The organism is Streptomyces sp. NPDC050504 (genome assembly GCF_044458065.1).
GTDB lineage: Bacteria > Actinomycetota > Actinomycetes > Streptomycetales > Streptomycetaceae > Streptomyces.
In genome coordinates this window covers 187,337-199,393 of sequence record NZ_JBITHO010000003.1, presented here as the reverse complement: position 1 = coordinate 199,393, position 12,057 = coordinate 187,337, and the positions used below count along the sequence as shown (strand labels likewise).

General features: G+C 73.0%; 11 protein-coding genes. 3 read left to right on the top strand and 8 right to left on the bottom strand.

The genetic code is table 11. From position 1 onward, the window contains the following. Positions 1–36: 36 nt before the first annotated feature. The 6 genes from efeB to ACIBNE_RS12195 all read right to left on the bottom strand — a co-directional run bounded on the left by efeB (position 37) and on the right by ACIBNE_RS12195 (position 6,279). Positions 37–1,329, bottom strand: a complete 1,293-nt coding sequence (efeB, locus tag ACIBNE_RS12220) for an iron uptake transporter deferrochelatase/peroxidase subunit (protein ID WP_399271659.1) — start codon at positions 1,327–1,329, stop codon at positions 37–39. 50 nt (positions 1,330–1,379) lie between these two features. Next, on the bottom strand, positions 1,380–3,377 hold the full coding sequence (locus tag ACIBNE_RS12215) for a copper resistance CopC/CopD family protein (RefSeq protein WP_399271438.1): 1,998 nt from the start codon (positions 3,375–3,377) through the stop codon (positions 1,380–1,382). Positions 3,378–3,396: 19 nt separating this feature from the next. Beyond that, on the bottom strand, positions 3,397–3,870 hold the full coding sequence (locus ACIBNE_RS12210; RefSeq protein WP_399271437.1) for a copper chaperone PCu(A)C: 474 nt from the start codon (positions 3,868–3,870) through the stop codon (positions 3,397–3,399). After that, a complete protein-coding gene (locus ACIBNE_RS12205) occupies positions 3,867–4,529 on the bottom strand; it encodes an SCO family protein (protein WP_399271436.1) in 663 nt (220 codons plus the stop codon). The genes ACIBNE_RS12210 and ACIBNE_RS12205 overlap by 4 nt, the downstream gene beginning before the upstream one ends. 31 nt (positions 4,530–4,560) lie before the next feature. Next, the gene (locus ACIBNE_RS12200; protein WP_399271435.1) at positions 4,561–5,307 is read right to left on the bottom strand and encodes a YcnI family protein; all 747 of its coding nucleotides are present in this window, start codon (positions 5,305–5,307) and stop codon (positions 4,561–4,563) included. A 123-nt stretch (positions 5,308–5,430) separates the two neighbouring features. After that, entirely contained in the window at positions 5,431–6,279 is an 849-nt protein-coding gene (locus tag ACIBNE_RS12195) for a hypothetical protein (protein ID WP_399271434.1), read from the bottom strand. A gap of 199 nt (positions 6,280–6,478) precedes the next feature. Here ACIBNE_RS12195 and ACIBNE_RS12190 point away from each other — a divergent pair, with 199 nt between their 5' ends. After that, positions 6,479–6,922: an ATP-binding protein gene (locus tag ACIBNE_RS12190; protein WP_399271433.1), complete on the top strand. Its 444-nt coding sequence runs from the start codon at positions 6,479–6,481 to the stop codon at positions 6,920–6,922. A gap of 39 nt (positions 6,923–6,961) precedes the next feature. Here the strand turns inward: ACIBNE_RS12190 and ACIBNE_RS12185 are convergent, their stop codons facing one another. After that, on the bottom strand, positions 6,962–8,434 hold the full coding sequence (locus ACIBNE_RS12185; RefSeq protein WP_399271432.1) for an aminopeptidase P family protein: 1,473 nt from the start codon (positions 8,432–8,434) through the stop codon (positions 6,962–6,964). A 157-nt stretch (positions 8,435–8,591) separates the two neighbouring features. After that, complete coding sequence (locus tag ACIBNE_RS12180; RefSeq protein WP_399271431.1) at positions 8,592–10,133, bottom strand: PP2C family protein-serine/threonine phosphatase; 1,542 nt, start codon at positions 10,131–10,133, stop codon at positions 8,592–8,594. A 412-nt stretch (positions 10,134–10,545) separates the two neighbouring features. Between ACIBNE_RS12180 and ACIBNE_RS12175 the strand changes: the two genes are divergently transcribed. Together ACIBNE_RS12175 and ACIBNE_RS12170 are read left to right on the top strand one after the other, a co-directional pair. Then, positions 10,546–11,229: a bifunctional DNA primase/polymerase gene (locus ACIBNE_RS12175; RefSeq protein WP_399271430.1), complete on the top strand. Its 684-nt coding sequence runs from the start codon at positions 10,546–10,548 to the stop codon at positions 11,227–11,229. Between the two features lie 146 nt (positions 11,230–11,375). Continuing rightward, positions 11,376–11,957, top strand: a complete 582-nt coding sequence (locus ACIBNE_RS12170; RefSeq protein ID WP_399271429.1) for a hypothetical protein — start codon at positions 11,376–11,378, stop codon at positions 11,955–11,957. The last annotated feature ends 100 nt before the right edge of the window (positions 11,958–12,057 follow it).

Sequence of the window (12,057 nt, the reverse complement as noted above, 5' to 3'; positions counted from 1 at the left end):
CACTGCGCCGTACCGCGTATTGATCTTGCGGCGGCCCTACGACTCCAGCAGCCGCTGCCCCACGTACTCCCCCTCCACGGCCCCGCCCGGCACCGCGAACAGCCCGCTCGACTCGTGCCGGACGAACCGCGACAGCGCGTCGCCCCGGTCGAGCTTGCGCTGCACGGGCACGAAGCCGCGCAGCGGGTCAGCCTGCCAGCAGACGAAGAGCAGCCCCGCGTCCGGCGTCCCGTCGGGGGAGAGCCCGTCGTGGAAGGAGAACGGCCTGCGCAGCATCGCGGCGCCCGCGTTCTGCTCGGGCGCGGAGATCCTGGCGTGGGCGTCCGCCGGGATCACCGGCTTGCCGTCGGGGCCCGCCTCGTCCAGCGCGAGCGGGGTGCGCTCGGTGCCGCCGGTCAGCGGGGCGCCGTCCTTCTTGCGGCGGCCGATCACCTTCTCCTGCTCGTCCAGCGGCAGCCGCTCCCAGTCGTCGAGGAGCATCCGGATCCGGCGCACCACCGCGTAGGAGCCGCCCGCCATCCAGGCGGGGGCGCCGCCGTCGGGGACGAAGACCCGCCGCTGGAAGTCGGGCTCGTCCGGCTTGGGGTTGTTGGTGCCGTCGACCTGGCCCATCAGGTTGCGCGAGGTCATGGGGGAGGCCGTCGCACCGGGCGAGCGGTTGAACCCCTTCATCTGCCAGCGCACCTTCGCCGCCTGCCCCGCCTCCTTCTGGAGCGCGCGCAGCGCGTGGAAGGCGACCAGGGCGTCGTTCGCCCCGATCTGCACCCAGAGGTCGCCGCCCGAGCGCTTGGCGTCCAGCCGGTCGGCGGAGAAGTCGGGCAGCGGGTCGAGCTGGCGCGGGCGGTGCGCCGCCAGGCCCGTACGGTCGAAGAAGGAGTGGCCGAAGCCGAAGGTGACGGTCAGCGAGGAGGGGCCCGCGTCCAGCGCGACCCCGGTGTCCTGCGCGGTCCGCTCTCCGGCCATCAGCTGCTCGGCCACCGCCGACCAGCGGCGCAGCAGGGCCACCGCCTCCTTGCGGCCCGCGCCCGGCACCAGGTCGAACGCGGTCAGATGGCCGTGCGCCTGGGACGGGTCGAGGATGCCGGACTGATGTTTCCCGTGAAACATCGCCCGCGTCGAGCCCACCGTGGAGAGCGCGGTGCCCGCCCGGCCGTCGTCCTTCTCCTTGCGCCCCGAGCCGTCCAGCGCGCTGTAGACGTACGAGCTGCCGGCCGCGCCGAGCACCGCTCCGGCCGCGCCCGCGGCGCCGGTGCGGGCCAGCAGCCCGCGCCGGGAGAGGCCGCCGTCGTTCGCGGTACCGGCCGCGGGGCCCTTCCCGCCGTTGCTCACGGGGTCGTTCTTGGTCTCGTTCGCAGTCTCGTTCGCGGTCACGATGCAGGTCAGCCGATCTTCACGTTCTTGTCGATGGTGGTCTGGTCGATGTCCGACGTCCGGACCGTCACGGCGATCTTCCAGTCGCCCGGCATCGGGAGCTGGACGCCCTTGGCGGTCCAGTGCCCGGTCGCGATCCGGTCGGGGGCGACCGGCAGCGGGCCGATCTCCTTGTCCTCCAGGGTGAGGGCGACCTGCACCTCGGGGACGTCGAACGGCTTGCCGTTGGCGCGGTCGACCCAGACGTGGAGCTGGTTGAGGCCGGTGCGGCCCGGGTCGAGGCTGAGCCGTACGGTGCCCTTGCCGTCCGCGCCCCCGGTGTCGAACGGCAGCGAGATGTTGACCGGGCGGTCGGGCACGGCGGGCTGGGACCGACCGGCCGAGGTGGCGGCCGCGGCCTCCTCCTCGGTGCGGCCCGGCTCGGTGGACGTCAGCACGGTGGTCACCGCGAGCAGCACCACCGCGACGGACGCCTCCATGAGGACCGAGCGGCGCAGCCCGGAACGGACCGGGTCCGCGTCGCGGATCTTCTTGCTGCGTACGGCGTCGAGGGCGGCGCGCTGCCGGGCGAGCTGCGCGGCGCGCTCGGGGTCGGCGTCGGGAGTGGTGTCGGAAGCGGCGGTCCCGGCGGAGGCATCGGCGGACGCGGGCACGGAGACCGGCTCGCGCTCCCGGGCCTCCTCGCCCGTCGCCGCGTCCTCCTGCTCTTCCGACTCCGACTCCGACTCCGACTCCGACTCCGACTCCGACTCCGTCACCGTCTGCTCGCCGAGCCGGCCCGTCCAGCGCCGCGAGAACCACGCGACGCCGACCATCAGGGCGACCAGGGCGACCTTGACCAGCAGCAGCTGCCCGTACTCCGTGCCGGTCAGCGCCGACCACGAGCCGACCTGCCGCCACGACTGGTAGAGCCCGGTCGCGGTGAGCGCGACGACGCTGCCGAACGCGACGCGCGAGAAGTTCCGTACCGCCGAACCCTCGATCGAGGGCACCTTGTACAGCGCCACCAGCAGCGCGGCGAGCCCGCCCAGCCAGACGGCGACGGCCAGCAGATGGAGCACGTCCACCGGCATGGCGACGCCCGGCTGGATGCCGGTCGACGCGTGCTCGGAGAGCGCCCAGGTCCCGGCGATCCCGGCGGCGACGACACCGCCGCCGATCGCCAGACCGAAGGTGAGGTCCTGCTTCTCCTTCGGGTCCTCCCGCCGGGCGTACGCCCCGAAGAGCACGGCCACGAACAGCGCGGCGGCGCCGAGCAGCAGCAGCCGCGAGACGAGCGCGGCACCGGTCTTGGTCTCCAGGACCGCCTTGAGCCCGTCGAGGTCGAAGGCGTCGCCCAGCTGCCCGGACGAGGTGTAGGGGTGGCGCAGCAGCAGCATCGCCAGCGTGGCCGCGGTGATCGTCACCCAGCCCCGGACGACGAGCCGCTGCACGGGCCGCTCCCCCGCCCCGCGCCGCCAGCAGGCCAGCACGAAGGCCGCGCCGCCGACGAGCAGCACGAACCCGGCGTACGAGGCGTAGCGCGCGGCGTCGTAGAGCCGGCCGACGAGGCCGCCGCCCGCCACCTGGTCGGGGAGGTCGACGGCGGTGCTCGAAGGGGCGCCGATGGAGAAGGTGAAGGCCCCGGACACCGGGTGGCTGTCGGCCGAGACCGCCTGCCAGGCCACGGTGTACGTGCCGTCGGCGAGCCCGGCGCGCAGGTTCACGCCGTACTTGATGACCGAGCCGCTGCACATGTCGCGCAGCTCGCCGGTGTCGGCGCGCTTGCCGGTCGGGTCCAGGACCCGGATCGACTCGCCGTCCATGGCGATCTGCTCGGAGAAGGTGAGCGTGACCGCCTTGGGAGCGGTGGCGACCACCGCCCCGTCCTTCGGGTCGCTCCCGGTGAGGGCGGCGTGCGCGGACGCGGGGCCCGCACCGGCGAACAGTGCGAGCAGCGCGCCGAGCAGCGCGGCCGCGAGGAGCGCCGGATGTCCGAAGCGCGGGGCGGTGGCCGTCGTGATCATCGGGGGATGGTCCTCCCTGTCAGTGCTGGTGCTGCTTGGAGGTGTGCGTCTGCTCCATCACCGGCAGTTCGAGCTTGACCGGGTCGGACTTCTCGAAGTGCAGCTCGACGGTGACCTTCTGGCCCTTCTTCGGCTGCTCCTTGATCTTCATGAACATGATGTGGCTGCCGCCGCGCTCCAGCTTGAGCTCGCCGTTCGCGGGGATGTCGAAGGACTCCACCCGCCGCATCTTCTGGTCCTTGGTCTCGTGGATCTGGACGTCGTCGGAGAGCGGGCTGGTGACGGAAGTGAGCTTGTCGGCGGTGCCCCCGCTGTTCTTGACGGTGAGGAAGCCGCCTGCCATGTCGCCGACGGGCTGCGGCATGAAGGCGTCGCTGACCTTCAGCTCGGGCTTGCTCTTCGCGTCCGAATCAGAGGTGGAGCAACCCGTCAGCGCCAGCCCTGTGGTGAGGGTGGCTATCGCGGCGGTGACGAGGGTGGTGCGGCGGTTCACGGGTTCTCCCCCTTGACGATCTTCGGCAGGTCCTTGGTGTAGTCCTCGGGCGTGGTGTCCTCGCCGTACAGGACGTACCCCTGGTCGGTCTTCGGGGAGAACGCGATGACCTGGGCGCCGTGCATCGAGGTGATCGAGCCGTCCTTCTCCTTCTTCGGCGGGTCGATGCCGATGCCGAGCTGCCTGGCCCCGGCCTGGATGGTCGGGAAGTCGCCGGTGAGGCCGATGAAATCGGTGGTGCCCATGCCCTTGAGCCACTTGCCCAGGGACGCCGGGGTGTCCCTGATCGGGTCGGTGGTGACCATGACGACCTGGAGGTTCTTCTGGTCGGCCGCGGGCAGTGCCTTCCTGGCGACGGCGATGTTGCCCATCGTCATCGGGCAGACGTCGGGGCAGTTGGTGTAGCCGAAGTAGATCAGCGTCGGCTTGCCCTTGGTCCGCTCGCGGAAGTCGAACTTCTTGCCCGAGGTGTCCGTCAGGACGAAGTCGGGCTTGGTGAACGGCCGGTCGAGGACGGTCGCGGCCTTGTTCGACTGCGTCGTGACGACGTCGGCCACCGGTGACTTCGACTTCTTGTCGCCGTCGTCCGACCCGCAGGCGGACAGGGTGAGAGCGGCCGCCACCGCGAAAGCGGCGGCCGCCAGAGACTTCTTGTGCATGAAAGAGGTATCCCAGTCGAGGAGGGGAACGTCAGGCTCGGGCGCGCCGACGGGAGGCAACGAAACCGAAGGCGAGCCCCGCGACGCCGACGACGATGCCGGCGATGCCGAGGGCGCGGGCGGTGGTGTCGCTGCTGTCGCCGTCGTCGGACGAGGCCGACTCCTCGGCGTGCGCGTCCTTCTCGCCCTTCTCGCTCTTCTCGTCCTTGGCCTCGGCACCCTTGGCACCGCCGCCGTGGTGGTCGTCGGACGCGGCGCTCAGTTTGAGCACGGGGGCGGGCAGGGCCGGCTCCTTGTCGCCCTGCGGCACCTCGATCCAGCGCACGACCTCGTTGTTGTCGTACGTCTGGAGCGCCTTGAAGACCAGCTCGTCGGCGTCCTCGGGGAGCTGGCCGACGGAGAGCGGGAACTGCTGGAACTCGCCGGGGCCGATCTTGCCGCCGGTCCAGGTGACCTTGGAGACGGCCTCGGTGATCTTCTTGCCGTGGATCTCCAGCGGCTTGGCGAGCTTGGCCTTCTCGACCTTGACGGTCCAGCCGGGGACCGGCTGCGGCATCACGGAGGCCAGCGGGTGCTCGGTGACGGGGAAGGACACTTCGAGCTTGTTGGTCGACGCCTTGTCGCGCTCGTTGGGCACCTTGAAGTTGATGGTGGCGTAGCCGCCCTTGGCGGCCTCGCCCTGCGGCTGCACGCTGACGTGCGCGACGGCGGGGCCGGCGAGGAGCAGGACGGTCGACGCGGCGACCGAGCCCGCCACCGCGATACGGGAAACGTTCATGGCAGAAACACTCCGCGGAAGAAGGGAGGGTGGGTGGTCCGGCGCGCGGGTGCGCGACGGCATCGCGACACCGCTCCCCCTGTCGTACGGAATCCAATCCCGTACGGAGTGCTGGGCGTCGCGTCAGGCTGCGAGGCGGTACGCGCGAGCGGGCGGACCGCGCCTGGTCACCGCGTGCTGGAGCGGGTTCCCCGGCGACGGCAGGGGCGCGTCGAGCGCGGTGCGCGGCGCCCGCGGGCCCCGCGGGGCACCGGCCAGTCCGGCGCGCAGCACCCGCACCAGCGCGAGCGCGGTGCGCAGCGCCCGCAGCCTGGCCCCCTGTGCGAGGGCACCGGCCGAAGCGGCCGACAGCCGGGCGACGCGGAACAGCGCGACCTCGCCGCGCCGCAGCAGCCAGCCCGTCACCAGCGCGGCCAGCAGGTGGCCCAGCACCATGGAGAGGCTGGGCAGCACGCCCCCGGCGACCGCGGCGGACGCCTGGTGCGCGGCCTGTCCCGCGGCCGCTGACGCCTGGTGGGCGGTGTGTCCCGCGCCCTGCGCGGGGGAGAGCCCGGCGTCCGTGACGATGCGCCGCGCCTCGATCGGGTCGATCTGCGCGGGCCCGGCGCCGCAGACGAGCTTGGCGGCGAGCCGGACGAACGAGTCGCCGCCCGAACCGCCCGCGCCGGCGGCCGCGGCGTCGAGGCCCGCGTGCCGCTGCCCGACGCCGAAGAGCGCGTGCAGCGCGAGCTGACCTGCGACCATGGCCGCCACGATCTGGCCCAGGGAGCGTTCCCGCCCGGCCAGCAGCGTCACCACCGCGAACATCCCGACGAATCCCACGAGCAGCGTCCACCACGGCACGGCCGCGCAGGCGGCCAGCACGTGTCCGGTCGCGGACAGCACGACGCAGACCGCGGTGAACACCGTGGCCCTCAGCAGTCGCAGTCCGGCACCGGCGCGCGCGGCGGGGTGGACGAGGGGGGTCGACATGGCGGGGCCATCATCGCACTGCGCCCCACCCGTTCACGCGGCAGGTCCGGAACGTCGGCTCTGTCCCCCGCCGCCCTACACCAGCGCACGGCGCGCGCACATCCGCCGTATGAGCGCTCTCACGCCGACCGGGGGCTTACGGAGGGCGTACAGCGGCAATACGTATCGATATGTCGAGCCGCAGCCAGGAGGCCGAAGCATGAGCATCTGGTGGTCCCTCCACTTGCGGCGCGAGGCGGCGAGCGTGCCGCTCGCCCGCCGTCTCCTGCTCGGTGCCATGGAGACGGCCGGGGTGGACCCGGAAGTCTCCTTCGACCTGTCGGTCGCGCTCAGCGAGGCGTGCGCCAACGCGGTCGAGCACGGCGGGGACGGCGCGGAGGGCGGCTACTCGGAGGCGTACCGGGTGACGGCGTACCTCGACGGCGAGAAGTGCCGCATCGAGGTGGCCGACTCGGGGCCGGGCTTCGCCCCGCGCCGGGGCCGGGCCCCGGCCCACGAGAGCGAGGAGAGCGGCCGCGGGCTCTGTCTGATCGAACAGCTCGCCGACCACGTCCACTTCAGGAGCAGGCCGGGGCAGGGCGCCGTGGTCAGCTTCGACAAGATCCTCAAATGGCGGGAGGGCGCGCTGCTCGGCGTCGTGTGACGTCCCGAGCGGCGCGCCCTCCCGGCGCGGTCCGGCGGATCAGCCCTTGAGCGCGGCCATCCACGCCTCGACCTCGTCCGAGCGGCGCGGCAGCGCGGCGGAGAGGTTCACGTTGCCGTCCTCGGTGACCAGGATGTCGTCCTCGATCCGGACGCCGATGCCGCGGTACTCCTCCGGCACGCTCAGGTCGTCGGCCTGGAAGTACAGGCCCGGCTCGACGGTCAGGCAGACGCCGGGCTCCAGGATGCCGTTGACGTACGACTCGGTGCGCGCGGCGGCGCAGTCGTGGACGTCCATGCCGAGCATGTGGCCCGTGCCGTGCAGCGTCCAGCGGCGCTGGAGGCCCAGCTCCAGGACCTTCTCCACGTCCAGGTCGCCCAGCAGGCCCCACTCGACCAGCTTGGTGGCGAGCACGCGCTGCGCGGCGTCGTGGAAGTCGCGGAACTCCCCGCCCGGCTTGACGGCGGCGATGCCCGCCTCCTGGGCCTCGTACACCGCGTCGTAGATCTTGCGCTGGAGCGGCGTGAAGGTGCCGTTGATCGGCAGCGTGCGGGTCACGTCGGCGGTGTAGAGCTCGGTGGTCTCCACGCCGGCGTCGAGCAGCAGCAGGTCGCCGGAGCGGACCGGGCCGTCGTTGCGCACCCAGTGCAGGGTGGTGGCGTGCGGGCCCGCGGCGCAGATGGAGCCGTAGCCGATGTCGTTGCCCTCGACGCGGGCGCGCAGGAAGAACGTGCCCTCGATGTAGCGCTCGCTGGTCGCCTCGGCCTTGTCGAGGACCTTCACGACGTCCTCGAAGCCGCGCGCGGTGGCGTCGCAGGCCTTCTGGAGCTCGGCGATCTCGAAGGCGTCCTTCACCAGGCGCGCCTCGGAGAGGTAGACCCGCAGCTCCTCGTCGCGCTCGGCGGTGACCTTGTCGGTCAGCGCGGCCTCGATGCCCGCGTCGTGCCCGCGCACGGCGCGCACCGGGCCCGTGGCCTCCTTCAGCGCCTCGGCCAGCTCGCGGACGTCCTTCGCGGGGAGCCCGAGCAGCTGCTCGGCCTCGGCGAGGGAGTTGCGGCGGCCGACCCACAGCTCGCCCTGGCCGTCGAGCCAGAACTCGCCGTTCTCGCGGTTGGAGCGCGGCAGCAGGTAGATCGTGGCCTCGTGGCCGTCCGCACCCGCGGGGCTCTTCGGCTCCAGCACCAGCACGCCGTCGTGCGTCTGGTCGCCGGTCAGGTAGGCGTACTCGGTCGAGGCGCGGAAGGCGTACTCGGTGTCGTTCGAGCGGGTCTTCAGGTTGCCCGAGGGGATGACGAGGCGCTCGCCGGGGAAGCGCGCGGAGAGCGCGGCGCGGCGGGCCGCGGTGTGCTCGGCCTGCGCGATCGGCGCGAGGCCGGTCAGCTCGGTGTCGGCCCAGCCGGACTTCATGGACTCGGCAAGCTCGTCGGACACGCCCGGGTACAGGCCGTTCTTCCGCTGCTTGATCGGCTCTTCTTCGGTCTCCGGGGTCTCCGGGTTGAGCTCGTCAGCCACGACGTTTTCTCCTAGGTACGACGCTGGGGCCCTGCCGGGTCCCCGTCCATCGTACGGGCGTACGGGAAGGGGACCAGAGGCAGAAGACCCTGGACACCGCGTTCCGGGAGCTCGCGCGGCACGGTGCGCGGGCCGGTGCGCCCCCCCCCGGCGCCGCTCACTCGAAGCGGGCCGCCAGCAGCACCGCGTCCACCCCGTCGTCCACCGCGTCCCGCTCCTCGGGCAGCACGGCCCGCAGCACGTGGTCCGCGATGGCCCCGGGGTCGTCCCTGACGGCCTTCGGCACGCTCGCCGCCGCCGCGTGCAGCCGCGCGAAGGCCCGGTCCATGGGGTCCCCGGTCCTGCGCAGCAGCCCGTCCGTGTAGAGCAGCACCGTTTCTCCGGGCTCGGGGGAGAGCTCCACGCTGGGCGCCTCCCAGCAGGAGAGCATCCCCAGCGGCGCCGACAGCGAGGTCTCCACGTACTCCGTGCGCCGCTCGCCGACCAGCAGCGGCGGCGCGTGCCCCGCCCCGGCCAGCACGATCTTGCGGCGGGCCGGCTCGCAGTAGGCGAACAGCGCGGTCGCCGAACGCGCGGGCTCGGTCAGCCGCAGCAGCAGCTCCAGGTCGGACAGTACGGCGACGGGGTCCTCGCCCTCCATCACCGCGTACGCCCGCAGCGAGGCCCGCAGCCGTCCCATCGCGGCCAGCGCGCTCGGCCCCGAACCGGTCACCGAGCCGACGGTCAGGCCCAGCGCCCCCTCCGGCAGCGGCAGCGCGTCGTACCAGTCGCCGCCGCCGCGCGGTCCCGTGCGGTGCCGCGCTGCGAGCTGCACCCCGGAGACCCGCGGCAGCCTGCTCGGCAGCAGTTCCTCGGCGACGTCCGCGACCCGGGCGCGCGCCCGCTCCAGCTCCACGAGCCGGGCCAGGTGCTCGGACGCGTAGCGGGCGTACAGCCCGACGAGGTGGCGCTGGCGCCCGGTGGGTTCGGCCGGTTCGTCGTACAGCCAGACGGCGGCGCCGAGCTTGCCGGCCGTCCCGGTGGCGAGCGGCACGGCGTAGCTCGCGCTGTAGCCGAGGCGCGCCGCGACCTCGCGGTGGCGCGGGTCGAGGGCCTCGTCGCCCAGCAGGTCGGGCACGGCGACCGGCTCGGGCAGCGTCGCTCCGTCGGTGCCGGTGCCGGTGCCGGTGCCGGTGTTCGCGAGGTCGTCCAGGTCGTCGAGCACCCGGCCGAGCGCGGAGGAGTGGCGGGGGACGGTCTCGATGTGGCCGAGGTCCGCGTGGGCGAGCCCGAGGCCGACGGTGGTCACGGGCCCCTGTCCGTCGGCCGGTTCGAGGACGACGAGGCCGCGGCGCGCGCCGACGAGCGCCGACCCGGCCCCGAGCAGCTCGCGCAGCGCGTCCTGGAGGGTCCCGGTCCTGGTCAGGCGCTCGGTGAGTTCATGGAGCGTGGTGAGGTCCGAGACCCAGCCGGCCAGCCGGTCCTGGATGAGGACGCCGGGTCCCGCGGGGCTGCCCGCCCTGGCCTTCGCCGCGGCAGTGTGCGCGGGGGCGGGAACTGTCGGATCGAATCCGGCCACTTTCGGCAGATGTGGGGTAGTCATGCCGGCCGGCTTTCCAGCTGGAGCGTTTCCCGAAATAGCATCGCAAACCCCCATGTCATTCTGCGCCGCCACGAGTGGATCCACATGTACACGCACATGTAAGGGGATGTCCAGCATTGTCAATAGGGGACTTGTGGTGTCTGCGGGACTGCTAAGTTGGCTGGAAAAAGCACCCGACAGCGCTGGTGCACGGTCGACTGAGGGCGTTCAACACGGCGTCGTTCGCGACGTGTTGGGTACCTAAACGGTGAGGGCAAGAGCAGTTGCGGCTGCTGAGGAACCTGGCACCGGGCCTGGGCGTCTTAACCCCTGACGGCCGCGCCCACACCCCCGAGTGGCGGGGTTTCGCACTCCGGGGACGGCATGTGCGAGCGCACTGGCACACCGGACCCCTCGCCATGCACGAGGCACTGGAATCCGTACAGCACAGCCTGGCAAGGCATGTACGCACCGTGAAGTGTTGTGCACGCGGCGTGACGCGCGTGATGTGATGTGGACCTCGGCGTTCAACGGAAAGGAACGAGCGCTCATGCGCGAGATCCTCGGAAGGCGACGCAGGCTCCGGTTCTGGCGCAAGGGGAGTCCTGCCCAGCTCGAAGCGGCGCTGACCTGCGCCGTCGCATGGCAGTGGCCGGTGCTCCCCGGCGTGGGGCTGAAGTCTGCGGGCGGCCGCGGCGACCGCGGGCGCGGCTGCGCCTGCCCCGACCCCGAGTGCGCCGTGCCCGGGGCGCACCCCTTCGACCCGGGGCTGCTCGCGGCCTCGACCGACGAGCGCATGGTCCGCTGGTGGTGGACCAACCGCCCGACCGCCCCCGTCGTGCTCGCCACCGGCGGGCACGCCCCGTGCGCGGTGAGCCTGCCCGCGATGGCGGGCGCGCGGGCGCTGGCCGCGCTCGACGCGATGGACGTGCGGCTCGGCCCGGTCGTGGCGACGCCCACCCGGTGGTCGCTGCTGGTCGCCCCGTACTCCCTGGAGCAGCTGGGCGAGCTGCTGCACACCCAGGACTGGGTGCCGGGCTCGCTGCGGTTCCACGGCGAGGGCGGCTATCTGATGCTGCCGCCGTCCGAGACCGGCGCGGGCCAGGTGCGCTGGGAGCGGGCCCCGCTGGAGGGCTCCGCGACGCCGTGGCTGCCCGACGTGGAGGCCGTTGTGGAGGCGCTCGTCGAGGCGAGCGTCAGCACGCCGGACGGCGGAAGCAGGCTCGCGTACTGACCGGCGCGCCGACGCACCCGCGTGCGCGGGGAGGACTGCGGGAAGGGCAGCCCTCACTCGTACGGGTGTGAGCGGGCACCGGATCTGCGGGAATTGGGCGCGCGGCAGCCCGGCTGCCGCGTTCGCGCCGATATCTTCGGCAGACCATGAATCTCCGCATGATCGGGCTCGCGACGGTGGTGGTGTGCACCGCGCTGCTGCCGCTGGCCGCCTCCGCAGGACAGGCCGGATCCGGTTCGGAAACCGGGTCCGGGCTCGACCCCGTCCTGGACCCCCTGCTCGGGTCCGGGACGTCCGACGCGGAGCCCGGGAGGCCCGCGGAGCCCGCCGGGTCCACCGCCGCGTCCGCCGCGCCCCGCGCCCCCTCGCGTCCCCCGTTCGGCCCCACGTCCCGGTGCGGTCCCGAACTGACCTCTCCGGACGGGATCGAGGCGCAGACCTGCGTGCTGTCCGAGGGGCGCGACACCTGGGCGCGCACGTACTACCGGAACACGACCGGCGCGGAACTCGACTCCGTACTCACGCTGATGGCTCCCGCGGGGCGGACCGTGCGGGTCCACTGCGAGGTGACGGCGGCCGACGAGCCGGGCGCGTGCGAGACGCCGCGTGAGGCGACGGCCGGCGGGGCGGGGGCGTACACGGCGGTGGCGGAGTTCGCCGACGCGACGGGCGAGGGGCCGCTGCTGCTGAGGTCGGGGAGCAACTCGGCCGCACCGTCTGAGCGTTGACGCGGGGTCCGGCCGTGGGCGGGGCGGGCTCCGCCCGGAAACGTAAAGGGCCCGATCGCTGGCGACGGGGGATGCACCAGCGACCGGGCTTCTAGAACGG

Coding starts and splice junctions, on each gene's coding strand:
- ACIBNE_RS12215 (WP_399271438.1), bottom strand. CDS start 3,377: ATGATCACGACGGCCACCGCCCCGCGCTTCGGACATCCGGCGCTCCTC.
- ACIBNE_RS12205 (WP_399271436.1), bottom strand. CDS start 4,529: ATGCACAAGAAGTCTCTGGCGGCCGCCGCTTTCGCGGTGGCGGCCGCT.
- ACIBNE_RS12200 (WP_399271435.1), bottom strand. CDS start 5,307: ATGAACGTTTCCCGTATCGCGGTGGCGGGCTCGGTCGCCGCGTCGACC.
- ACIBNE_RS12195 (WP_399271434.1), bottom strand. CDS start 6,279: ATGTCGACCCCCCTCGTCCACCCCGCCGCGCGCGCCGGTGCCGGACTG.
- ACIBNE_RS12190 (WP_399271433.1), top strand. CDS start 6,479: ATGAGCATCTGGTGGTCCCTCCACTTGCGGCGCGAGGCGGCGAGCGTG.
- ACIBNE_RS12180 (WP_399271431.1), bottom strand. CDS start 10,133: ATGCTGGACATCCCCTTACATGTGCGTGTACATGTGGATCCACTCGTG.
- ACIBNE_RS12175 (WP_399271430.1), top strand. CDS start 10,546: ATGCGCGAGATCCTCGGAAGGCGACGCAGGCTCCGGTTCTGGCGCAAG.
- ACIBNE_RS12170 (WP_399271429.1), top strand. CDS start 11,376: ATGAATCTCCGCATGATCGGGCTCGCGACGGTGGTGGTGTGCACCGCG.